The sequence below is a fragment of the Gordonia insulae genome (genome assembly GCF_003855095.1).
GTDB lineage: Bacteria > Actinomycetota > Actinomycetes > Mycobacteriales > Mycobacteriaceae > Gordonia > Gordonia insulae.
The window spans coordinates 4,377,729-4,400,879 of the sequence record NZ_CP033972.1 but is presented as its reverse complement, the minus strand read 5'-3'; the positions used below and the strand labels follow the sequence as shown (position 1 = coordinate 4,400,879).

General features: G+C 67.8%; 24 protein-coding genes and 1 tRNA gene. 11 read left to right on the top strand and 14 right to left on the bottom strand.

Translation table 11 applies throughout. The features are described from left to right. Positions 1-179 precede the first annotated feature (179 nt). A complete protein-coding gene (locus tag D7316_RS20085; protein ID WP_124709824.1) occupies positions 180-1,409 on the top strand; it encodes an NAD(P)-dependent malic enzyme in 1,230 nt (409 codons plus the stop codon). Positions 1,410-1,498: 89 nt separating this feature from the next. Here D7316_RS20085 and D7316_RS20080 read toward each other — a convergent pair whose 3' ends face one another. Beyond that, positions 1,499-2,167 (bottom strand): VOC family protein, encoded by a 669-nt coding sequence (locus D7316_RS20080; protein ID WP_124709823.1) that lies wholly within the window; start codon positions 2,165-2,167, stop codon positions 1,499-1,501. Positions 2,168-2,212: 45 nt separating this feature from the next. Between D7316_RS20080 and D7316_RS20075 the strand changes: the two genes are divergently transcribed. The 5 genes from D7316_RS20075 to D7316_RS20055 all read left to right on the top strand — a co-directional run bounded on the left by D7316_RS20075 (position 2,213) and on the right by D7316_RS20055 (position 4,859). After that, positions 2,213-2,800 carry a hypothetical protein gene (locus D7316_RS20075; RefSeq protein ID WP_124709822.1) on the top strand — a complete coding sequence of 196 codons (588 nt, stop codon included), beginning with the start codon at positions 2,213-2,215 and terminating at the stop codon, positions 2,798-2,800. Positions 2,801-2,829: 29 nt separating this feature from the next. Further along, entirely contained in the window at positions 2,830-3,315 is a 486-nt protein-coding gene (locus D7316_RS20070) for a helix-turn-helix domain-containing protein (protein ID WP_124709821.1), read from the top strand. A gap of 59 nt (positions 3,316-3,374) precedes the next feature. After that, positions 3,375-3,806: a VOC family protein gene (locus D7316_RS20065; protein WP_124709820.1), complete on the top strand. Its 432-nt coding sequence runs from the start codon at positions 3,375-3,377 to the stop codon at positions 3,804-3,806. An 82-nt stretch (positions 3,807-3,888) separates the two neighbouring features. Then, a complete protein-coding gene (locus D7316_RS20060) occupies positions 3,889-4,710 on the top strand; it encodes an esterase/lipase family protein (protein ID WP_408610076.1) in 822 nt (273 codons plus the stop codon). A gap of 73 nt (positions 4,711-4,783) precedes the next feature. Then, positions 4,784-4,859 (top strand) — tRNA-Thr (locus D7316_RS20055). Between the two features lie 14 nt (positions 4,860-4,873). Here the strand turns inward: D7316_RS20055 and D7316_RS20050 are convergent. After that, complete coding sequence (locus D7316_RS20050) at positions 4,874-5,299, bottom strand: hypothetical protein (protein ID WP_124709818.1); 426 nt, start codon at positions 5,297-5,299, stop codon at positions 4,874-4,876. Positions 5,300-5,554: 255 nt separating this feature from the next. Between D7316_RS20050 and D7316_RS20045 the strand changes: the two genes are divergently transcribed. Both D7316_RS20045 and D7316_RS20040 read left to right on the top strand, forming a co-directional pair. Beyond that, complete coding sequence (locus D7316_RS20045) at positions 5,555-5,785, top strand: hypothetical protein (RefSeq protein WP_124709817.1); 231 nt, start codon at positions 5,555-5,557, stop codon at positions 5,783-5,785. Between the two features lie 5 nt (positions 5,786-5,790). After that, positions 5,791-6,702: a LysR family transcriptional regulator gene (locus D7316_RS20040; protein WP_124709816.1), complete on the top strand. Its 912-nt coding sequence runs from the start codon at positions 5,791-5,793 to the stop codon at positions 6,700-6,702. A gap of 1 nt (position 6,703) precedes the next feature. Here D7316_RS20040 and D7316_RS20035 read toward each other — a convergent pair whose 3' ends face one another. The 5 genes from D7316_RS20035 to D7316_RS20015 form a co-directional block, all read right to left on the bottom strand. Continuing rightward, entirely contained in the window at positions 6,704-7,780 is a 1,077-nt protein-coding gene (locus D7316_RS20035) for an ABC transporter substrate-binding protein (protein WP_124709815.1), read from the bottom strand. A gap of 34 nt (positions 7,781-7,814) precedes the next feature. Continuing rightward, positions 7,815-8,612 (bottom strand): ABC transporter permease, encoded by a 798-nt coding sequence (locus D7316_RS20030; RefSeq protein WP_124709814.1) that lies wholly within the window; start codon positions 8,610-8,612, stop codon positions 7,815-7,817. Beyond that, entirely contained in the window at positions 8,609-9,382 is a 774-nt protein-coding gene (locus tag D7316_RS20025; protein WP_232016993.1) for an ABC transporter permease, read from the bottom strand. The genes D7316_RS20030 and D7316_RS20025 overlap by 4 nt, the downstream gene beginning before the upstream one ends. After that, on the bottom strand, positions 9,375-10,232 hold the full coding sequence (locus D7316_RS20020; RefSeq protein ID WP_124709812.1) for an ABC transporter ATP-binding protein: 858 nt from the start codon (positions 10,230-10,232) through the stop codon (positions 9,375-9,377). Before D7316_RS20020 ends, D7316_RS20025 begins: the two co-directional genes overlap by 8 nt. A gap of 89 nt (positions 10,233-10,321) precedes the next feature. Further along, positions 10,322-11,602 (bottom strand): DNA polymerase III subunit delta', encoded by a 1,281-nt coding sequence (locus D7316_RS20015; RefSeq protein WP_124709811.1) that lies wholly within the window; start codon positions 11,600-11,602, stop codon positions 10,322-10,324. Between the two features lie 171 nt (positions 11,603-11,773). On the opposite strand from D7316_RS20015, the gene D7316_RS20010 reads away from it, so the two are divergent. Beyond that, positions 11,774-13,231: an adenylate/guanylate cyclase domain-containing protein gene (locus D7316_RS20010; RefSeq protein WP_232017209.1), complete on the top strand. Its 1,458-nt coding sequence runs from the start codon at positions 11,774-11,776 to the stop codon at positions 13,229-13,231. 300 nt (positions 13,232-13,531) lie between these two features. Here D7316_RS20010 and topA read toward each other — a convergent pair whose 3' ends face one another. The 3 genes from topA to D7316_RS19995 form a co-directional block, all read right to left on the bottom strand. Continuing rightward, a complete protein-coding gene (gene topA / locus D7316_RS20005; protein WP_124709810.1) occupies positions 13,532-16,567 on the bottom strand; it encodes a type I DNA topoisomerase in 3,036 nt (1,011 codons plus the stop codon). 219 nt (positions 16,568-16,786) lie between these two features. Further along, positions 16,787-17,374 (bottom strand): hypothetical protein, encoded by a 588-nt coding sequence (locus D7316_RS20000; RefSeq protein ID WP_124709809.1) that lies wholly within the window; start codon positions 17,372-17,374, stop codon positions 16,787-16,789. A 143-nt stretch (positions 17,375-17,517) separates the two neighbouring features. Continuing rightward, positions 17,518-17,721 (bottom strand): cold-shock protein, encoded by a 204-nt coding sequence (locus D7316_RS19995; RefSeq protein WP_004022110.1) that lies wholly within the window; start codon positions 17,719-17,721, stop codon positions 17,518-17,520. 327 nt (positions 17,722-18,048) lie between these two features. Here D7316_RS19995 and D7316_RS19990 point away from each other — a divergent pair, with 327 nt between their 5' ends. Both D7316_RS19990 and D7316_RS19985 read left to right on the top strand, forming a co-directional pair. Continuing rightward, entirely contained in the window at positions 18,049-20,403 is a 2,355-nt protein-coding gene (locus D7316_RS19990; protein ID WP_124709808.1) for a DEAD/DEAH box helicase, read from the top strand. After that, entirely contained in the window at positions 20,396-20,971 is a 576-nt protein-coding gene (locus tag D7316_RS19985) for a hypothetical protein (protein WP_124709807.1), read from the top strand. Before D7316_RS19990 ends, D7316_RS19985 begins: the two co-directional genes overlap by 8 nt. 14 nt (positions 20,972-20,985) lie before the next feature. On the opposite strand, the gene D7316_RS19980 is transcribed toward D7316_RS19985, so the two are convergent. The 4 genes from D7316_RS19980 to D7316_RS19965 all read right to left on the bottom strand — a co-directional run bounded on the left by D7316_RS19980 (position 20,986) and on the right by D7316_RS19965 (position 23,136). Continuing rightward, complete coding sequence (locus D7316_RS19980; RefSeq protein WP_232016992.1) at positions 20,986-22,044, bottom strand: TIGR03857 family LLM class F420-dependent oxidoreductase; 1,059 nt, start codon at positions 22,042-22,044, stop codon at positions 20,986-20,988. Positions 22,045-22,117: 73 nt separating this feature from the next. After that, positions 22,118-22,486, bottom strand: coding sequence for an Rv3654c family TadE-like protein (locus D7316_RS19975; protein ID WP_124711459.1), 369 nt, complete (start codon positions 22,484-22,486; stop codon positions 22,118-22,120). Next, entirely contained in the window at positions 22,486-22,875 is a 390-nt protein-coding gene (locus D7316_RS19970; protein WP_232016991.1) for a TadE family type IV pilus minor pilin, read from the bottom strand. Before D7316_RS19970 ends, D7316_RS19975 begins: the two co-directional genes overlap by 1 nt. Before the next feature lie 42 nt (positions 22,876-22,917). After that, a complete protein-coding gene (locus tag D7316_RS19965; RefSeq protein ID WP_124709805.1) occupies positions 22,918-23,136 on the bottom strand; it encodes a DUF4244 domain-containing protein in 219 nt (72 codons plus the stop codon). Positions 23,137-23,151: the final 15 nt, after the last annotated feature.

Below are 23,151 nucleotides of genomic sequence, written 5' to 3'. Positions count from 1 at the left end.
CGAGGTTCCGCGCCCAGGTTCATCCGTCATCCGGACGCGGCGGTACGCGGCACGACCGGGGTGCATCCACCCGCGTCGCCGGGACCGGTAGTTGTGACAACAGGGATTTCGGGCGCCCCGCCGACGTGGCGCCACCGTCATACCCGCTCAGCGACGATGCGGGTTACGCAGGAGGAACAGTGGCCAGCACGGCAGACAACGCCCCGACCCACGACACGGCGGGAGCTCCGTTAGACGAGCCGACGATCGCCGAGTTGCCGATCACCGACGAAGAGATCTTCTTGGCTCATCTCGGCGGCAAGCTCTCGGTGGAGTTGCGTTCCCCCATCGACACCCAGCGCGATCTGTCGATCGCCTACACGCCCGGCGTGGCGCAGGTGTCCAGGGCCATCGACAACGAAGCCGAACTGGTGAACAAGTACACCTGGACCGACCGGCTCGTCGCGGTGGTCAGCGACGGCACCGCGGTCCTGGGCCTCGGCGACATCGGCCCGCGCGCGTCGCTGCCGGTGATGGAAGGCAAATCCGCGCTCTTCCGCACCTTCGCCGGCCTGAACTCGATCCCGATCGTGCTGGACACCACGGACCCCGACGAGATCGTCGAGACCCTGATCCGGCTGCGTCCCAGCTTCGGCGCGGTCAACCTCGAGGACATCTCCGCACCGCGCTGCTTCGAGATCGAACGACGGGTCATCGAGGCCCTCGACTGCCCGGTCATGCACGACGACCAGCACGGCACCGCGATCGTGGTGCTCGCCGCCCTGAAGGGTGCGATGGCCCAACAGAATCGCGATCTGCGTGACCTCAAGGTGGTCATCTCGGGTGCCGGCGCCGCAGGTGTGGCGTGCGCGAACATCCTCGGTCACGCCGGGGTCACCGACGTCGTGGTGCTCGACTCCAAGGGCATCGTCAGCTTCCACCGCGACGACCTGAACGAGATCAAGCAGGAACTTGCCGAGCGGACCAACCCGCGCAGTCTCGGCGGCGGCCCCGCCGAGGCGTTGGCCGGCGCCGACGTCTTCCTCGGTGTCTCCGCGGGCAAGATCGACGAGTCGCTGATCGCGTCGATGGCCGACAATGCGATCGTGTTCGCGCTGTCCAACCCGGACCCGGAGATCCATCCGACCGTCGCCGCGAAGCACGCCGCGATCGTCGCGACCGGCCGCAGCGACTTCCCGAACCAGATCAACAACGTGCTCGCCTTCCCGGGCGTGTTCGCCGGAGCTCTCGACGCAGGCGCACGACGTATCACCGAGCGCATGAAACTCGCTGCGGCAGAAGCCATCTTCTCGGTCGCCTCGGATGACATCCGGCCGGACCGGATCGTCCCGAGCCCACTCGATCAGCGGGTCGCCCCCGCCGTCGCGGCCGCGGTCGCCGCCGCTGCGCACGCGGAGGGCCTGGCCTGAGTCCGACCGTTCACTGCTGAGATCGGCCCCGTCAGGGCGGTCCGGGGGATATCCCCTCGGCGGCACCTGAGGGGGCCGATGTCAGTAGGTCAGTCACGGTTCTGCCAGGTACACAGGCAGATCTCGTTGCCCTCGGGGTCGGCGAGGACCCACCATTCGGGTGCGAACTCATCGGTGAGCAACTGGCCGTCGGCCTGCAGGGCGGCCGCGATCCGGTCCTCGACCACATCGTGCGGGACCCAGAGGTCGACGTGGATGCGGTTGCGCTCGGGTCGGGGCCCGTCCATCTGCTGGAACCAGACTCCCGGCAGGATGCCGGCCGGATCGGCGAGGTCGACCGACGTTTCCTCGGGCTCGTCGCGGTAACCCAGGACGGCCTTCCAGAACGGCCTGATCGCGGCGATGTCGAGGGCGTCGATGCCCAGTTCGAACCGGGCGGGCGGTGCCGGCAACGCCTCGAGACCGAGGTCGGCGGCGATTCCCGTGATCGTGTTCGCGAGAGCGACGTCGGCCTCCGTCAGCGCATTCGCACTGTGCGTCGTCAATGCGAGATGAACTGAGCCATAACGTAACTCGATGTCGGGGTGATGCTGCACGGCTTCGGCGGCGTCGATGATCCGGGCGACGAACTCACCACCCTTCACCATGCCACCGGTCTTGTACGCGGCGTAGAGGGTGTCGGCGAGCACCCGCCACGGGTCGGAGATCGCCTCGGTCGCGGCCGCGGCGCTGACTGGGGTTCGGGTGGATCCGGTCATGCCTCGACCCTACGACCGGAACGCGATCCTCGGTACCCTGTCGCTGTGCTCCTCCCCGCCAAGACTGCACGTGGTGTGGCAGATGGCTCCATCGACCTGGCCTTCCGTCGATGGAAGATCCCGCGCGTCAAGGTCGGCTCCACGTTCGTCAGCTCCGCCGGGGTCGTCGAGATCGTCTCCGTCGAACAGATCGCCGCCGCGGACATCACCGACGACGACGCGCGCCGTGCCGGATTCGCCTCGCCGGACAAGGCGATCGCCGCACTGCGCCGTACCGACGACCCGGTCTTCCGCGTCGGTCTGCGATGGGCCGGACCCGATCCCCGGATCGCGTTGCGTGAGGACGACGCCCTGTCCGACGACGACATCGACGACCTGCTGACGCGCCTCGCCCGATTCGACGCGCGCTCGTCTCACGGTCCGTGGACACGTGCGACGCTGGACGTCATCGCGCGACGCCCCGCCGTCGTGTCGACGGAGCTCGCCGCCGAATTGGGTAGGAATCGGCCCGATTTCAAGCTCGACGTCCGAAAGCTGAAGCAGCTCGGCCTGACCCACAGCCTCGACGTCGGGTACGAGTTGTCGCCACGGGGTCGGGTGCTGCTGACCCGGCTCGAGTCGGATCCGGAGTGAATTGTCGCCACCCGGCGCATAATCGATCCATGCCCAGTCCGCCTCCGGCGCGCCACCTGCTGCGCGCCAAGGACCTCGTCGATGCCCGGTTCGCCGAATCGCTGACCGTCGACGACATGGCGTCCGCCGCCGGGCTGTCGAGGGCACACTTCACCCGGGCGTTCGCAGCCACGTTCGGCGATTCACCGCACGCCTACCTGCAGACCCGCCGGCTCGAGCGGGCCGCGGCGATGCTGCGCGACACGGACCGATCGGTGGCCGACATCTGCATGTCGGTCGGGCTGTCCAGCGTCGGCTCGTTCACGACGAGCTTCACGAAGGCCTTCGGGAAGACACCGACCGCCTATCGGACCTCGTTCCCGCCGGCGAAGGCCTTCGTCCCGGTCCCGACGTGTGTGATGCGGCTCTACACCCGCCCCGCCCCGACGACCCGCGCCGCCAGAGCGACGCTCCCCAAGACAGCTCAGGCCAAGACAGCACAGGGGAAGAAGACCGACGACGTCGCCGGCTCCTAGCGTGGTGATCACCACAGCATCCCCTTCACACGAGAATCTGAAAAGGAATGGCGATCACCATGATTCGTATCGCAAGCGCACAGCTCTGGGTCCACGACCAGGACGCAGCCCTCGAATTCTGGACCCGCAAGGTCGGGATGGAGATCCGGCAGGACGTCAGCTTCGACGAGCTGGGCGGCTTCCGCTGGTTGACCGTCGGGCCGCCCGGGCAGGAGGACGTGTCCATCGTCCTGATGGCGATTCCCGGACCGCCGATGATCGACGCCGGAACGCAGGACGAGATCGCCGCCCTGACCGCCAAAGGGTTTGCCGGCACGGTGTTCCTGACCACCGACGACTGTCAGGCGTCCTATGACGAACTCGCCGCCCGCGGTGTCGAGTTCACCGAGACACCGGAGCAACGTCCCTACGGGATCGACGCCGGTTTCCGCGATCCGTCGGGCAACAGCGTGCGGCTCACCCAACTCGCGCCCGATCTGGCGACCGCCTGAACCGCTGCCGGGCGGGGGCGGCCGGGGGCAGAATGACCTCATGCAGCATGCGCTCCGACGTCTCGGACTGATCAGTGGCCTGATGGTCGTCTCGGCCGCGTTGGCCACGGTGATCGGCGGTCCGGCCTCGGCCGCACCCTTCCCGGTGACCACCGACGTCAATCAGGCGATCGCCACCGGCTTCAGCCGTCCCGCCACCACCTCGCCGGCCGGATCGAACCGATTCGACTGTCGCGATCGGTACGGTCGCGACCCGGTGATCCTGCTGCACGGCACCGCACTGAATCAGGACGCCAACCTCGCGTATCTCGCCCCCACCCTGGCCAACGCCGGCTACTGCGTCTTCAGCCTCACCTACGGGCAGACGAGCTGGAGCGGCAACGTCGGCGGCCTGGGGAACAAGGACCGGTCGGCCCGGCAGGTCGCCGCCTTCGTCGACCGGGTGCTGGCGGCGACGCACGCCCGCACCGTCGACTTCGTCGGACATTCTCAGGGCGGCGCGATCGCCCAGTTGGTCAGCCAACTGCCCGGTCGTGCGGCGCAGATCGACACGATCGTGGGGATCTCCGCACCGAACCGCGGCTACTCGCGGACAAGCACCATCACCGACCGCCTGCCCGCTGCGGACCGTCAGCCCGGCGAGAACGACTGGGGTCCACGACACCCGGGCATAAGCTACGTCAACCTCGCCACGACCTACGACGAGATCGTCACGCCCTGGCAGAACTCGCTGATGTCCCCGGGGCCGAACGTCGTCAACACCCGGGTGCAGGACGTGTGCCCGCGGTCGGAGGTCGGTCATCTCGGCATGGTCTACTCGCCCACCGTGGCCGCGTTGGTGCGCAACTCGCTGGATCCGGCGCACCGGGTCGGGGTGCCGTGCGGTGACGACTATCCGGGGTGAGAGTTCGGGCGGCCCTCGGTTTTGTCCTCGACACCACGCTCGCTACACTCGTGTGCGCTGCCTTGCGCAGCATGCCGCCCTAGCTCAGTCGGTAGAGCAATTCACTCGTAATGAATAGGTCAGGGGTTCGATTCCCCTGGGCGGCTCCATCAACAACAGCAGCTCAGACCTCTCCGGTCCGGTATTCGGCCAGGACATCCGACAGCGTCCCGCCCAGGTCGGCCGACTCGAGTACGCGACGCCAGACCGATTCGGCGTCGGCGAACGGAACGTCCTCCGCCAGCAGGACCACCGGGTGGGCATCACCTTCGACGGAAGTCGTCCGCGAATGACGTGCGCGGCGCACTGTCCGGTAGGCGAGCACGTCGCCTACCGCCGGAATCGTGGCGCCCTCGATCTCGCCGTGAAAGAGGATGTCCCACTCCGCCAGCACGTCGCCGGACACCTGGGTGGCGTCCTGCTCCTGAATACCGGTGACCACGGCACGTGGCTTCGTCGAGTGCCCGGGACGCGCGCGGTGGTACTCGGCGGTGCTGCCGAACAAACGACTTCGGGGGTGGCTGTTGACGATGTGGGTGGTGATCTCCATGGCCGTCCGCCTGACCCGGTCACGACATCGTGAACCGTGAGGTTGGCCGAAAGACGCCGACGACACCCGCCAGATGTTCACTTCGACTACCTCCGATCGTACGCCTGTTCGACTATCCCCCGGGCGGTCGAGAACCGACGGACACGGGCGATCCGGTCGGGTGGTTCTGGTGATTCGCGTCACGCACCTGTCCTTATAGTGGTGACGAGACCATCGGCCGCTCGCACGGCCGTCAGGCGGGCAAGAGGAGCAGAGATGTCGGACTTCATCAACAAGATCAAAGAGGAAGCCAGGGCCGTGTCCGCCGCGATCGACCAGGAGCTGACGGTCCTCGAGGGCGTCGACGGGTACGACGCCCTGCGCGAGGAGGACGAGGCCGCCGACGGCGACAGCGCTAATGGCGACAGCGGTGACGGCGACAGCGGCGACGACGAGGACACCGGCTCCGACGACACCGAGGGCGGCGGTTCCGGGACCGAGAAGTAGCGGGCGTGGTCGCCCGCCGGCTGCCCGATGTCGCCGCGCTCGACGTCGTGGTGACGGTGGCCCGGCTCGGCAGCATGGGTGCGGCGTCCCGCGACCTGGGCATCAGCCAGCAAGCGGTCAGCGCCCGTGTGCGCGGCGTCGAACGCGAATTGGGCGTCGAGATCTTCAGCCGATCGGCCGGCGGCGTCGACGTCACCCCCAACGGGATGGCGGTACTCGAATGGGCCAACTCATTGGTCGAGCGGGCCGCGCAATTCATGACCGGCGTCGACAGCCTCGTCGGAGCCCGGCACGCGACACTGGTGGTCGCCGCATCGAAGACGGTGGCCGAATACCTGGTACCGACCTGGATCAGCACGCTCGCACACCGCAGCGACGTGAAGATCTCCGTTCGGCCGATGAACTCGACCGAGGTGATCGAGACGGTCCACGGCGGCGACGCCGATCTCGGATTCATCGAGAGCCCCGGCCCGGCAGGCGATCTCGACAGCACGGTGGTGTCTCGCGATGAGCTCGTGGTGGTCGCCGCCCCCGGCCACCGATGGGCGAACGGTCAGACCGTCGCCCTCGACGAACTGGCCGCCACACCGCTCATCCAGCGCGAACCCGGTTCCGGAACACGCGTGACCTTCGAAGCGGCACTGCGTGATTCGGGGGTCACCCCGGCAGAACCCCTGATCGAGCTCCGGTCGGTCACCGCGATCCGGGCCTCCGTGCTGACCTCGCCGGGCGCAGCGGTGCTGTCCCGGTTGTCGGTCGACGACGACATCGCGGCCGGCCGTCTCGTCCGGGTCGACGTCGCCGGCCTGCGCATGGTCCGCCCGCTGCGCGCGGTATGGTCCCCCAACATCACCCTGCGCGGGCCCGCCCGCGATCTCCTCGACATCGCGACGCAGACCGACCGGACCCAGCCGTGAATCAGCGTTTGAGTCCGGGGTTCTCCGCGTAGACCTCGGTGATCAACGACATGTCGAAGATCTGCTCGGGTTTCAGCGAGTAGCCGGCCTTCTCGAGCGCGACGATGTTCTCGTCGATCAGCGCTTCGGTCATCGTGAGCAGGCCGTTGGCCTGGGTGTCCGCCGACACCACGAGCCCGTTCTGCGCGATGGCCTCCTTGGTCTGCTCCCCTTCTTCGAGCCCGAGGTCCTTGCCGTACTTGGTGACCGCGAGCCGCGCCGAGCCTGCCGGGTCGGCCACGGCGTCGTACCAGCCCTGGATGTCGGCCTTGAGGAAGGCCTTCACCTTGTCGCGCTCGTTGTCGATCGTCTCCTGCCGCACCACCAGCGTCTCGGCCACCAGCGGGAGGTTGAAGTCGGCGAACAGGAAGTTGGTGTTCGGGAACCCGCCGGCGGCCAACGTGATCGGCTCGTTGGTCACGTAGCTGACCCACCCGTCGACATCGCCGGTGGTCAGCGGGGTCGGGTCGTACTGCACAGTGATCTTCTGGACGTCCGACTCGGACATGTTGTTGGCGGTGAGCAGCGCCTTGAAGACGTTCTCGTTCGAGGCCTGCACACCGATCTTCTTGCCCTTCATCTCCTGCGGCGTGGTGATGGGCCGTTGCGCCGACGACACGATGCAGAAGGGGTTCTTCTGGAAGGTTGCCGCGACCGTCATGAGCTTGGCGCCCTGCAGGATCACCGGTGCGGTCAGCTGCGGTGCAGTCATGCCGATCCACACCTTGTTCGACGTCAGACCGGTCTCCACCCCGGTGCCCGCACCACCGCCGGTGAGCAGTTCGGGCGTACCCACACCGGCCTGCTCGTAGTACCCCTTCTCCAAGGCCCAGTATTCACCGGCGAATTCGATGTTCTTCTGCCACGACAGCTGAACCTTGGGGTTGGTCGACGACGCACCGCCACCGGAGTCGCTGCTCCCACTGCTGCACGCGGCGAGCGCACCCGTCAGGCCCAGTGTCCCCGCGGCGCCACCGGCCATCATCGAGTACCGCAGGAAGGACCGCCGATCGAAGGCGGCGCGACCGAAGTTGCTCATGTGTTCCCTTTCGTTTCTGGGGACCGGCCCCGGATCAGTTCTGTTGCATGCCCATCTGGGCCAGTACCAGGGCCTCGGCGACGCCGACGATCGCGTACAGCACGATGGACGCGACGGTGATGACCAGGACCGAGGCCCACAGTTCGTCGTAGGCCGCGGCGGGCAGCGCCTGCTGCAGGGTGGCACCCAAACCCCGGTTGGTGCCCAACCATTCGGCCACGGTGGCACCAACGAGCGCACCCGGGACCGACACCTTGGCGGCACTGAACAACGACGGCACCGCGGACGGGATCGCCGATCGGTGCAGCGCGGTCAGCCGGCTGCCGCCATACACGGTGATGACGTCGTCGATCTGCTTGGGGGCGTTGGCGAGTCCGGTCATGATCATCACCAGCGCAGGAAAGAACACCACGATGCCGCCCATCACCGCGACCACCGCCACGCCACGCCCGACGACGAGGGTGATCAGCGGCGTCATCGCGACCAGCGGCACCGACCGCAACAACATCGCGAGGGGCATGAAGGTCTGCGCCGCGGGGCGCGACATCACGAACAGCGCCGCGGTGAGAGTGGCCGCCACCATACCCGCGACGAATCCGATGGCCGCGTCCTGCAACGTGATCCGGAGGTTGCCGCAGATCTCGGCGCGGTTGGTGGCCGCATCGGGAGCGGTGAACAGATAGGTGAACACGTCGGCGGGGGTCCGGCCGATGATCGGTCCGATGTCCGGGAAGGCGAGGAGGAACAACCACCAGATGACCAGGATCAGCACGAAGGACAGCGCGAGCGAACCGAGGAAGCGCGCGATCCCCCACAGTCCGGCGGCCGTCATCGCAGGACCGCCGTGCCCGCGGACCACCGCGTCGCGAACCGCGCGATCACCGCCACCACCGCATACCCGACGCCGGCGATCGCACCGCTGATCAACGCGATCGCCCAGACCTCGGGGATGTCGCCGCGTTGCTGGGCGACGATCATCGCCGGGCCCGCGCCCTTCTCCGGCATCGCCAGGAACTCGCCGAGCACGGCCCCGAGCACCGCGGCGGGCGCGGCGATCTTCAGTGCCGCCAACGTATTCGGCAGCGCAGACACCGACCGGACCCGCCACAGCTGCGCGAGTCGTCCGCCCCCGTACACGCGCACGAGGTCGAGCGACCCCTTGTGCGGCGACCGCAGTCCGGTCAGGGTGCCGATCATCGTCGTGAAGAACACCGAGATCGCCGCGAGGAACACGATCATCGTCTGCACCTCGGCGAAGGCGACCTGGATGATCGGGGCGACCGCGATGATCGGCGTGCAGTACGAGATGATCGCCAATTGGGTCGCCAAACCCTCGACCGGTGGGATGAGGACCACCAGGATCGCCAGCGCGACCGCCAGCCCGTTACCCCACAGGAATCCGCGGAACGCGAGTTCGACCGTCGCCGAGAAGTTCTCGACGTAGAACGTCGCGCCCGTGTCGGCGATCGTGGACAACACCGCACCCGGCGTCGGAATGGTGCCGTGGAACCACTCCAGCGCACCGGCGATCCACCAGAGTGCGATCAACCCCACGATCCCCGCAACACCGGCCTGCCACCGGCCGCCTCCCCCACTATCCACCCGCGACCTCCGCGACGGCCCCTGGGCCGTCGGATCCCGTCCGCCCGAACAGGAGTCCGGAGAGATGATCATGGATGGCATGGAACTCCGGCGTCCGCATCATCTCGGGTTCCCGGGGTCGCGGCAGGTCGATCGGCACCATCTCGATCACCCGGCCGGGCCGTGGACTCATCACGGCGACGACGTCGGACAGGAACACCGCCTCGGCGATCCCGTGCGTCACCATCAGGGTGGTTGCCGGCTTCTCGGTCCAGATCCGCAGGAGTTCGACGTTGAGCCGCTGCCGGGTCATGTCGTCGAGGGCACCGAAGGGCTCGTCGAGCAGCAATGTCGTGGGCCGGACCACGAGCGCTCGCGCGATGGAAACCCGTTGCCGCATACCACCGGAGAGCGTCGCCGGCTTCGCCTTCTCGAATCCCTTCAGCCCGACGAGCTCGATGAGGTCACAGACGAGCGCCTCGTCGACGGGCACCCGGCCGACCTGCAGGGGCAGTTTGATGTTGGACTCGACCGACCGCCAGGGCAGCAAAGCCGAGTCCTGGAACGCGATGCCCAACTCGTGATCGCGTTGCAGATCCTGCGGAGACTGCCCGTTCATCAGCACGGTCCCCGACGTCGGGCTCTCGAGGCCGGCGAGAATCCTTAGGACAGTGGATTTTCCGCACCCGGACGGGCCGAGCAGCGAGAGGAACGAGCCCTCGGAGGTCTGCAGCGACACGTCGTCGAGAGCCGTGACCGTGGTCGCGCCCCGCACCGAACGACTGGTGAAGGTCTTGGTCAGCCCGGTGATGTCGATCCCGGTGCCGAGCGGGCGCGGCGCATCGGGAATCGAGGGCGTGTCGGATGTCATCGTCGAGTGACGTTAGGAGCCCGGTGTTGCTGCGGGATTAACGACTCGTAACCCTCACCGACGATCGCGAATCAGTCGACCGCGGGTGGTCAGCGGCCTTTGTTCATCGCCAATCCGATGGTCGCCACCATCGCATCGACGGCGAACTTGGGTTTCACGTTCACGTCGAGTGCGGTCCGACAGTCCAGTACCGCCTCCACACAGCGCAGCAGTTTCTCCGGCGTCGCGAAAGCGGCCATCGGCGCCACGATGTCGTCCGCCTTGTCCGGATGCATCGCGGTGACCTGTGCGCCCACCGACACCACCAGGGCGTCGCGGAACAGCGCGGCGAGGTCCACCAGGGCGCGGTCGAGGACGTCGCGCGACACCCGGGTGGCCCGCGACTTCTGCCGCTTCTCCAGCTCCTTCAGCGCGCCCGCCGTGCCCCGGGGAGGGCGGGCGGTGCCCTTGCCGGTGCCGCCCGCGCCGAGTGCGGTCCGCATCGTGTCGGTCTCGGCCTCGTCGAGTTCCGCGCTGATGGCCTTGGCGGCCTCATCGGCCGAGCGGACGAGCGCCTCCGCGGCGGCGTAGGCGGTGGAATCGCGGGTGGCCGCCCTCGCGAGTCCGAGGGCCTTCTCGCGTTGGGCACGTGCGTCCTCGTCGGTGGCGAGACGTCGGGCCCGGCCGACGTGGCCGCCGCAGACACCGGCCGCCCACGCCGCACGCTCCGGCTCGATTCCGTCCCGGTCGATCAGCACACGCTCGATGTCGGCGACCGCTGGCGTCGTCAGCGCGATGTGCCGGCACCGCGACCGCAACGTCACCGAGATGTCCTCCGGATCGACCGACGGCGCACACAGCAGGAACACCGTCCGGGAAGCCGGCTCCTCGACGGCCTTCAACAGGGCGTTCGCGGCCTGCTCGGTCAGCCGGTCCGCGTCCTCCACCACCACGATCTGCCACCGTCCGGTGCCGGGACGTCGCGCGGCGGCCTGCACCACGTCACGTGCCTCCCGCACCGACAGACTGAGCCCCTCCGGGATGACATGCCGCACGTCGGCGTGGGTCTGCGCCATCGCCGTCACGCACGCCCGGCACTCGCCGCAACCGATCTCGTCGGCCTGGCATTGCAGTGCCGCGGCGAAACACGTCGCCGCCACCGACCGGCCGCTACCCGGCGGGCCGGTGAACAGCCAGGCGTGGGTCATCGCCGCACGGGACTGCCCGTCGACGACGTCGGACGCCGGGTCGTCGGTGGTTCCGAACATGGAGATCGCACCGGCGGCCGACTCGTCGAGCCGTGCGGACACCGCGCGGGCGGCACGGGCGGCGGTGCGGAGTTCGTCGGCCACCGCGTCCTGGCCGATCAGCCGATCGAAGACATTTGTCACACGATCAGCCTAATGCGCTGTTCGGACGCCCCGCCCGGACCAGCATGTGTTCAACTACTGCAAGCAGCCAGCTACCGTTGTTACGTGATTGAACGTCGGTCTCGGTGGTCAAAGGGCCTGCATCTGGGCCGTTGGCTGGTGCACACACCGTGGCCGATCCTTGCCCTGGACATGCTCCGGGCGAATGTCGTCGGCGCGCTGTTCACGTTCGCCTTCCTCCGATTCGGCATGCCGATGGAGGATTCGATCCGCCTCGACGAGATCACCGCGCTCAATCAGGTCATCTTTGCGGTCTATCTCGTGGTCGCGATGCTCGTCGGAGCGTTCCTCAGCATCCAGCTGTCGTTGCCGGTGCTGGTGTGGCATCGAAGACGCACCCGGCTCGACAACGAGAACGCCCGACGTCGAGCCCTCAAGCTCCCCTATCTGCTGTCGGTGGTCAACGCCGGCCTGTGGCTGATCGGCGGGGTGCTGTTCACCCTCGTCAATTTCGCGGTGTCACACAAGGACGCGTTCATCGTCGGGATGGCCAGCGCCATCGGCGCCCTGGTGACCTGCGTCCTCTCCTACATGCAGGCCGAGAAGGTCCTGCGGCCGATCACCGTGGCCGCCATGGCGAACGACCCCGACGTCGCGGTCGCGCCGAGCGTCACCACCCGCATCGCGGTGTTCTGGGTGATCAGCGTGGTCGCGCCGCTGGCGGTGATCATCGGGCTGATCACCATGCAGCGCCTCGGCTGGATCGAGACCGATCCGGCAGGGCTGCAGCGTCCCATCCTGTGGATGTCGGGCGCCGCTCTCGCGTTCAGCGTGATCGCGATCGTGCGGGTCGTCGCCGCCATCAACGACCCGATCAAGCAGCTGCGCCGCGCCCAGAGCGAGGTCAGCGACGGCAACCTCAACGTCGCGGTGAAGATCTACGACGGCAGCGATCTCGGCCTGTTGCAGGCCGGGTTCAACGACATGGTCGCCGACCTCCGCGAACGGCAGCAACTGCGCAACCTGTTCGGCCGCTACGTCGGCGAGGACGTGGCCCGCAAGGCCATCGAGACCGGCACCGAGCTCGGTGGCGAGGAACGCTACGTCGGCGTCCTGTTCGTCGACATCGTCGGCTCGACACGGCTGGCCGTGAACCGGCCGCCGCGCGAGGTGGTGGAACTGCTCAACGAGTTCTTCCGGGTCGTGGTCGCCGTCGTCGGCCGCCACGGCGGATTCGTCAACAAGTTCCAGGGTGACGCCGCCCTGGCGATCTTCGGCGCGCCCCTGGACCTCGCGGATTTCGCGGGGTGTGCGCTCGCGTCGGCCCGGGAACTGCGGACCGAGCTCTATCACACACTCGGCGACACCGACATCGGCATCGGTGTCTCCGCGGGCAAGGCCATCGCCGGTCACATCGGGTCGGAGGAGCGCCTCGAGTACACCGTCATCGGTGATCCGGTGAACGAGGCCGCCCGCCTCACCGAACTCGCGAAGGACGAGCCGACGCGTGTGCTCGGCTCCGCTCGCGCCGTGTTCCTCGCGTCGCAGGCCGAGGCCGAGAACTGGGATATCGGCGAGGGTGTGGAACTGCGCGGACGGGGCATCGAGACCCTGCTGGCCCGGCCGCTGCTGGAGCCTGTCGGGACGTGAGCCGGCACGGGTGGTCGAGCTGCCTATCCGCTGGTCGAGTAGGTGCGAGCCGTCCGCTGGTCGAGTAGGTGCGAGCCGCTGGTCGAGCTGCCTATCCGCTGGTCGAGTAGGTGCGAGCCGCTAGGCGAGTACCGTATCGAGACCTCGTGCGGCACAAGTGGTCTCGATACCTCCCTCGCCTAGCGGCTCAGTCGTACTCGACCAGCGGGACGGCTCGGTCGTACTCGACCAGCGGGACAGCTCGGTCGTACTCGACCAGCGGGACAGCTCGGTCGGCGGGTCGTCGGCCGGGAACTCGACTCAGTCCGTGGCCTTCTTCGCGGCCGTCTTCTTCGCCGTGGTCTTCGTGGCGGCCGTCTTCTTCGCCGTCGTCTTCTTGGCCGCCGTCTTCTTGGCCGCCGTCTTCTTGGCTGCCGCCTTCTTGGCCGGCGCCTTCTTGGCGGTCTTCTTCGCCGCCTTCTTGGCCGGCCCCCGCGCACGCCGGTCGGCGAGCAACTCCATCGCCCGCTCGTTGGTGATCGTCGCGACCTCGTCACCCTTGCGCAGGCTGGCGTTGGTCTCGCCGTCGGTGACGTACGGCCCGAATCGGCCGTCCTTGATCACCATCGGCTTCTCGCTCACCGAGTCGGTACCGAGCTCCCGCAGCGGCGGCGCCGCAGCCTGCCGGCCACGCCGCTTGGGTTCGGCGTAGATCTTGAGCGCGTCGTCGAGCGTGATGTCGAAGAGCTGTTCCTCGCTGGTCAGCGACCGCGAGTCGGTGCCCTTCTTCAGATACGGGCCGTAGCGTCCGTTCTGGGCGGTGATCTCGTCGCCCGACTCCGGGTCGACGCCGACGACACGCGGCAGTGACAGCAGCTTGAGCGCGTCCTCGAGGGTCACCGACGCGATGTCCATCGCCTTGAAGAGCGAACCGGTGCGTGGTTTGGGACCTGCCTTCTTGGCTGCCTTCTTCGCCGTCTTCTTGGCGGTCTTGGTCGCCGTGCCACCACCGGCCGGCGCGTCGTCGAGGGGCACCACCTCGGCGCCACCACCGGCGCCACCACCGGCTCCGCCACCGTCGCGCGGGGTCGGTCCGGCGGGCACGGTCGCGGGCGCACTGCCGTCACCGTCGTCGTCCGACGGGAGGATCTCGGTGACGTACGGACCGAATCGACCTTCCTTGGCGACGATCTCGTGGCCGCTCACCGGATCGACGCCGAGCGAACGACCCTCCTGTGGTGTCGCGAACAGCTTCTCCGCGACGGCCAGGGTCAGCTCGTCCGGCGTGATGTCGGCGGGCAGGTTGGCGCGCTGCAGATCGGGCTCCGCCCCTGCGGCAGCCACATTGCGCTCGAGATACGGACCGTAGCGACCGACCCGGACGTAGACAGGGCGGCCTTCCTCGTCGTCGAAGAGGCGGATCGAGTTGACCTCGCGAGCGTCGATCTCCTCGAGGTTGACGCCGACGAGCTTCTTGAGCCCGCCGTGCTTCGCGATGTCGGAGCCGGATGCCTCCGATCCTTCGTGTCCCTCGGTATCGGCGCTGTCGCCGAAGTAGAACTCGGTCAGCCAGCGCGTGCGATTCGCGTTGCCGCTGGCGATCTGGTCGAGGTCGTCCTCCAGGGACGCGGTGAAGTCGTAGTCGACGAGGTTCTCGAAGTACGCCTCGAGCAGCCCGACGACGGCGAACGCGATCCACGACGGGACCAGCGCGTTGCCCTTCTTGACCACGTAGCCGCGGTCCTGGATGGTGCCGATGATCGACGCATAGGTCGACGGCCGGCCGATGCCGAGCTCCTCGAGCACCTTGACCAGCGACGCCTCGGTGAAACGGGCGGGCGGGTTGGTGGAGTGGCCGTCGGCGGTGAGCTCGGTGGCGGTCAGCGACTGCCCCTCGGTCAGCAGCGGCAGCCGGTTCTCCGCATCGTCGGCCTGTCCGCCGACCTGCTCGTCGACGGTCTCGACGTAGGCCGACAAGAAGCCGGGGAAGGTGATCGTGCGGCCGGACGCGGCGAACGTGCAACGCTCACCCGACGTCGCGGTACCGGAGATCCGCAGGCTCATCGTGGTGCCCTTGGCGTCGGCCATCTGCGACGCGACCGTGCGCTGCCAGATCAGCTCGTAGAGCCGGAACTCATCGGTCTCGAGCTGGTTGGCGACCTGCCCGGGCGTCCGGAAGGACTCGCCGGACGGACGGATGGCCTCGTGGGCTTCCTGCGCGTTCTTGACCTTGCGGTTGTACTGCCGGGGCGTCGGGTGCACGAACGACTCGCCGTACAGTTCCCGGGCCTGGGCGCGGGCGGCGTTGATGGCCGACTCGCTCAGTGTCGTCGAGTCGGTACGCATGTAGGTGATGAAGCCGTTCTCGTACAGCCGTTGCGCGATCCGCATGGTGCGGTCCGAGGAGAAGCGCAGCTTGCGGCCCGCCTCCTGCTGCAACGTCGACGTCATGAACGGTGCGTACGGACGGCGGGTGTACGGCTTCTCCTCCACCGAGGTCACCGTCATGTCGGCGCGGTCGAGTGCGCTCGCCAGGTTGGTGGCCCGGGTGCCGTCGAGCACGATCACGCCGTCGGACTTCTTCAGCACACCCCGGGCGTCGAAGTCACGTCCCGTGGCGACGCGCGCGTCGTCGACCGAGACAAGACGGGACGAGAAGGTGGACGGGGAGGCGGCATCGCCGGCGTCCATCGTCGCGGCGATGTCCCAGTAGTCGGCCGACACGAACGCCATCCGCTCACGTTCACGGTCGACGATGATGCGGGTCGCCACCGACTGCACACGGCCCGCTGAGAGCTTCGGCATGACCTTCTTCCACAGCACCGGGGAGACCTCGTAGCCGTAGAGGCGGTCGAGGATGCGGCGGGTCTCCTGCGCGTCGACGAGATCGTTGTCGAGGTCCCGCGGGTTCTCGGCGGCGGCGCGGATGGCCGGCTCGGTGATCTCGTGGAAGACCATCCGCTTGACCGGGATCTTCGGCTTCAGGGTTTCCAGCAGGTGCCAGGCGATCGCCTCGCCCTCGCGGTCACCGTCCGTGGCGAGGTAGAGCTCGTCGACGTCGCGCATCAGCGACTTGAGTTCGGACACCGTGGACTTCTTGTCGGCCGAGACGACATAGAGGGGCTCGAAGTTGTCGTCGACGTTCACGCCCAGACGGGCCCACGACTCGCCCTTGTACTTGGCCGGGACGTCGGCAGCGCCACGCGGAAGGTCGCGGATGTGACCGCGGGAGGACTCCACGACGTAGTTCGACCCCAGGTACCCCGCGATCTTGCGGGCCTTGGTCGGCGACTCGACGATGACCAATCGTCGGATCGGGCTCCCCGTCGCGGGAGATGCGGTGCTGGTATCGGCCACCGGGCGTCCTTACTTCGCTTTCGCTGCTGGTGCCGTGGGTCCGGACTCGCTGGTCGGACACATCGTCACTCGTTGAGGTTTGTACCTTATATATAGCGCTGTTTGCACATCCGGATTCCCTTCGTAAAGGTCCAGTGTGACAAATTGCGCATCGGGCGGCGGATAACGCCAGGTCAGCGGATTCTTGCCGGTCTCGACCTCGACCGTTCGAATGGTGTGTCAGAAGCCGGGGACCATCGGCCAGTGTGCATGGGCACCGGGCTGGGCCGGCGGTTCGCCCACGTATTCGAGCAGATGGGTCAGGCGACGTTTCCCGGCGATCCGCAGTGAGGGTGAATGGCCGCGCGTCCCCACCAGCGTGGGCGCGATACCGACCCGCATCAGTGCGGTGGCGAGTACGGCGTGGGTGTCGGGCGCGTGGGCGTCGAGTCCCAGGAGATAGCGGTCGCCGTCGGGTTCGCCCGCCGCGATCGCCCACAGGCGCAGTGCGCGCGGCGAGGGCACCCACCCCTTGGGCATCGCCTTGACCGCTCCGGACGACCACCGCCGGTGCAATTCGTCGAGTTCGTGGGAATGTGCGGTCCGCGCGATCGGGCTGCCCTCTTCCGAGGTGGCGATCTCCGCGGCGGCGCCGGTCTCCGCGATCTCCTCGACGAGTGCGCGGGCACGCCAGAGTTCGTCAACGACCACCGAGACCCGCGTACCGGAATCCGATCGGACGGCCTGGCCGTGCGCGGCCAACAGCCCCGCGAGATCGTCGTACGCGGGCCGGTCGATCTGCGCCGAGAAGAACGACAGCTGGCCCACATCACCGAGATTACTGTGTGAACACGTCACCGGGGTCGATGCGCGCGCCCCGGAGGGCATCAAAAAAGACGCTCCCGGCCACCTTGACGGTGACCGGGAGCGGCTTCGCTCAAGCTTGCTTCGCAGCTTGCAGGAGGTGACTCCTAGACGGCGCGGACGCCGGTGGCCTGCGGGCCCTTGGTGCCCTGACCAACCTCGAACTCGACGCGCTGGTTCTCCTCGAGGGTCCGGAATCCCGAGCCCTGGATCTCGGAGTAGTGGACGAACACGTCATCAGACCCCTCATCAGGCGCGATGAAGCCGAAGCCCTTTTCCGCGTTGAACCACTTCACAGTTCCCTGTGCCATTACTGCAATCCTTTACTGACATTCCAACAGACGCGACACGATGGTCTCGTGTCGTGGTCGGTCACGACCGCCATACCTCGATGGACCCCGCGGAGAACCCCGCCAAACCAGCCTCAGTACCACGGCCGAAACACGATCTCGCTGCGCAACCGGATGTCCGGCGCCTCACGAAAGCTGCGACCGCCACTAGTCAATCATGTTCGGACCGCCCGCGATAGTCACCCCAACCAAACTGGGCGAAAACCTCGCTTTTTTCGTCGTTTCGACATCCCGAAGTAACATCGGAGTCCACGTTGGCGAACGCCGTCGGCGTTTGATCGAGCAACAATGCAGAATCCAACATTCGGTTCCGAACTCCTTCACCGCAGCATGGCGGGCACCGACGCCGAGGCGTCGTGCCTCACTCACATGTCGGTAATCGGTTCGCGGGCAGCATCATTCACCGAGTGGCCGGAATGGGCACCGCCCGAGCTGGTGAACGCCTTCGTCGAATCCGGCGTCGAGCAACCGTGGACCCATCAGGCCGTCGCGGCCGAGGCCGCTTATCGCGGAGAACATGTCGCGCTGTGCACCGGCACCGCATCCGGAAAGTCGCTGGCGTACCAATTACCCATTCTGACCACGCTGTCGAAGGATCCGAATGCGACGGCGCTCTATCTCTCGCCGACCAAGGCACTCGGTGCCGACCAGATCCGTTCGGTGACTTCGCTACTCATGGCATCGGGGCCGGGCGGGTCATCTGCCGGACGCCGGGAGTTCATCCATCTGCAACCGTGCGCGTACGACGGTGACACAGATGTTGAGGTACGGCAGTGGGCTCGGGCGCACTCGCGATGGATCTTCACGAATCCGGACATGCTGCACATCGGCATCCTCTCCGGACACGCGCGGTGGCGACACTTCTTCCGACATCTCGCCTACATCGTGGTCGACGAGGCCCACCACTATCGGGGCGTATTCGGTTCGCACACTGCACTTGTTCTACAACGCCTGTTGCGGATCGCCCGGTCCGCCGGTGGTGATCCGACGGTCATCGGCACCAGCGCGACGATGGCCGAACCCGCAGAAGCCTTGACCCGCTTGATCGGCGAGCCGGCGATCGCCGTCACCGATGACGGCTCCCCCCGCGGTGAACGGACCGTCGCACTGTGGGAGCCGGATTTCCTGCCCGTGGTGACCGGCGAGAACGGCGCCCCGATCCGCCGCTCGGCGGGCTCCGAATCAGCCCGACTGCTGGCCGATTTCGTCGTGGAGGGCGCCCGCACCCTCTGCTTCCAGCGCAGCCGGCGGGGTGTGGAACTGACCGCGCGCCAAGCACGTCATCTGCTCTCGCAGACCGCCCCCGATCTCGTCGACAAGGTGGCCGCCTACCGGGCCGGCTATCTCGCCGACGATCGTCGACGGCTCGAGCGTGCGATCTCCGACGGGGAGCTGATCGGTGTGGCCACCACCAACGCACTCGAACTCGGGGTGGACATCAGCGGCCTCGACGCGGTGATCGTCGGCGGCTATCCGGGGACGGTCGCCTCGTTCTGGCAGCAGGCCGGGCGGGCGGGACGGCAGCGGACTTCCGGGGATTCCCTGGTCGTCCTCGTCGCCCGCGACGATCCGCTCGACACCTATCTCGTGCATCATCCGGAGGCGTTGCTCGGCCGTCCGGTGGAGGCCACCGTCACCGATCCGACGAACCCGTACATCCTGGGTCCGCATCTGCTCTGCGCGGCGGCCGAGCTCCCCTTGCAGGACAGCGAGATCGAGAAGTGGCAGGCCACCGAGACCGTTGCGAAGCTGGCCGCCGACGGCATGCTCAAGCGCCGCAAGGCCGGCTGGTATGTGGCGGCGGGGGTGGAACCGCACGCCGACATCGACATCCGGGGCGGGATAGGTGGGCAGGTCCTGATCGTGGACACCACGACGTCGCAATTGCTGGGCACCGTCGACTCGGGTCGTGCGATGTCGACTGTTCACCCCGGCGCGCTGCACATCCATCAGGGCGCCTCCTACGTCGTCGACGAACTGGACCTCACCGACGGGTTGGCGCTGGCGCACCCGGAGGAACCCGACTGGACCACGTCGGCCCGCGAGACCACCGACATCACCGTCACCGACGTGGTGCAGCGTCTCGACCTGGGGGACCTGACGGTCGCGCTGGTGGAGGTCGACGTCACCCATCAGGTGGTCGGCTACCTGCGCACCCTGCTGTCGGGTGAGGTCCTCGACGCCGTCGAACTCGACATGCCGCGACAGACGTTGAGCACCCGCGCGGTGATGTACACGCTGACACCGGAATCCCTGGAGGGTGTGGGGGTCACCGTCGGCCGGTTCCCCGGCGCGTTGCACGCCGCCGAGCATGCCGCGATCGGGCTGCTGCCGCTGGTCGCGTCCTGCGATCGATGGGACATCGGCGGACTGTCGACCAACCAGCACCCCGACACCGGGCTGCCCACCGTGTTCGTCTACGACGGCTACATGGGCGGCGCAGGGTTCGCCGACCGCGGCTTCGCCGCCTTCGCCACCTGGATCGCCGCCACCCGGGATGCCGTGTCGAGCTGTCGATGCGAGGCCGGATGCCCGTCGTGCGTGCAGTCGCCGAAGTGTGGCAACGGTAACGATCCGCTCGACAAAGACGGCGCGATCAAGGTCCTCACGCTGCTCGGTCGGCAATACTCGAGTCATGACTGACGATCGGACCGACGGCCGCGAGAACTCCTCGCGAACGATCACGTCCGCGCGGCCCGCGTACTTCCTGCTCGCCCGGCCGACCGAGAACGCCGACTCGCTGCCCGCGACCATCGGCGAGCGCGACGTGTTCTTCGATCACGACGCCGCGATGGATGCGCTCGATCTCCATTACGCCTGGTGCGCCGCTCAGCGCGGCGGATATCACGCCGCGGTGGTCCGCACGGCGCACTGGTATCTGCAGAGCGCGATGGTCGGACCACACGTCACCCCGGGCCTCGGCGAGGTCTACCTCGCGGCCGCCGACCACGACCCGCTCTCACCGACTGCGCCTCGGCACCTCCGCAGCCGGGCCATCGCCGGCGCGTTCCTCACCGAAGGTGAACTGGTCCACTGGACGCCGTTCGTCCGTGCCGCGACCCGCTACATGCCGGACGCCCCGGACACCGACGCCTTCGGTCTCGGGTACCTGGGCGACGACGCGATCGATTTCGGCCAGATCTGGTTCGCGCCGTTGCAGTCTCGCCGCGTCTACCCGGAACGGATCGTGGTCGGCGGCGACGACGCGTGACGGGGCGGCCGGGTTCAGTCACCGGCCCGGTAGGCCGTCACGACCGGCTCGAGTTCGGCCGGGGAGGCGCCGTGCATGATGACGGCGTCGGCCCCGAGTTCGAACTCCTGCCGGATGCGAGCAGCGCACTGCGAGGGTGACCCGGTCGCCGACGGCTCGAGCCATTCGTCGGGGATCAGCCCGGCGATGTGTTCGATCTGATCCGCGTCGGCCTTGTGGTCGATTCCGCCGGGTATCGACTGCACCACCGGATCGTCGCGGAAGCGTTGCAGCACCGCGGCATCCCAGCCGTTGGTGCGCACCAGCAGGTCGCCGTAACCCTGCAGATAGGTGGCCAACCGGCCGACGGTCTTCTTCAACCGGAGTTCCTCGGGCAGATGATCACCCACCGTCGCGAAACACGACCAGACGCGCACGCTGTCGGGGTCCCGTCCCGCCTGCTCGGCCGCCTGCTTGACCGTCTTCACGCTGCGCTGCAACGTCTCCGGGGTGAAATAGGTGTGCAGGATGACGTCGTCGAACTCCCGCCCGCCGAGCGCCAGGGTCTGCGGGCCGAACGCGACGATGGCCAGTCGGATGTCCTCGTCGAAGTCCGGATCGAGGAAGAGCAGGTCATAGGAACCGATCGGCCCGTCATGGCCGAAGATCAGCTCGCCGTGCCACAGTCGGCGCATCACCTGCGCGAAGTCCTCCATCTGCGCGGTGGTGACCGCGGGCACCCCGAATGCCTGGTACATGGCGGCGATTCCCCGGCCGAGTCCCAGGGTGAAGCGACCGCCCGACAATCGATGCATCGTGGTCGCCCACGATGCCGTGATCAGCGGATGCCGGGTGTTGTGATTGGTTGCTGCCGTGGCGATCTGCATGCGTTCACTGACCGCACAGGCCGCCCCGACGAGTGACGACGCCTCCTTCACGTTCCATCGTTCGGAGATGAACGCGGTACCCAGCCCGAGGGCCTCGCCCTGTCGGGTCTCGTCCATCAGGGCGGCCGGCCCCTCGCCGCCGGCACCGGCCAGCAGGTAGTAGCCCAGTTCATCGAGCACCCGGGGCTCGGTCCCATTCGCGGTCACGTGAGGGACCATACGACAGCGATCGCGGTTACTGGAAGAGGTTCGGGACCGCGGTGTTCCCCGGGGTGTCGGCTCAGTCCACCGGCCCCGCCCGCGCCGAGGCCTTCGCGACATGCACGCCGAACGGGCCGAGCTCCACCGGTACCTCTACGGTGAGCACCACGTCCACGCCGTCGACCGCACACCCGTCGATCCGTGCACGGACCTGCTGGGCGTCGGCCACCTGCCGGGCGGTCGCACACGGATCCGGTTCGGCGACCACATGGTCCTGCGCCGCAGCAAGCGCGGCCAGATCCGCGGCGGACTGCGCACGGTGACGCGCCAGCACGGCCGCACCCACGTAGAGCATCACCACCGAAACGGCCGCGATCGCCGCGATCACGAAGGCTCCGAGGATCGTGGCGAATCCGCGGTCATCGCAGCAGCGCAGTTTCGCTCGCATCACGGCGGCTCCTCGGGGTCGGGTTCGTCGATGACGGTGTCCGCCGGGCCCGCCTCGGCGCCATCCCCCTCGACCACCACGGGTCCGTCGGGTTCCTTTGCCGCGACCGCCCGCGCGGACAATTCGAGGGCGGGCAGCAACGGCACACCCGCCGACACCTCCGCGACGATCCGCGCACCGCTGTCGGTGATGGTGATGCGCGCGCCGGCTCCGACGAGCGCTGCGGCCGTCGCACGCGCCGACTCGTCACCGATCGCGGTGAGCCGCGCCGCCTCCCGGGCCGCGTCGGTGCACCGGATCTGGACCGAGGCGCCCGCCACCGCGCCCACACCGATGACCACCGTGCCGACGATCGCGGCAATCGCATACGCACCCTCGACGGTGACCATCCCCCGGTCATCGTCGAGGACCCGTCCGAGAAGTCCGATGACTCAGCCCACCGACGTGTTGAGCGCCTTGCCGATGATGCCGGTGAGCGCGGACACGATGTTGTCGCCGGTGACCACCGTGTAGAGGATGGCCCCGAAGGCGGCGGCCGCGATGGTGCCGATCGCATACTCCGCGGTGCTCATGCCCTCATCGTCGGTGACCGCCCGCCACACCGCGGTCTGCAGTCGCGCCACCGGCTGTCGGAAGATGTTGTCCACCATGATGTTCTGACCTCC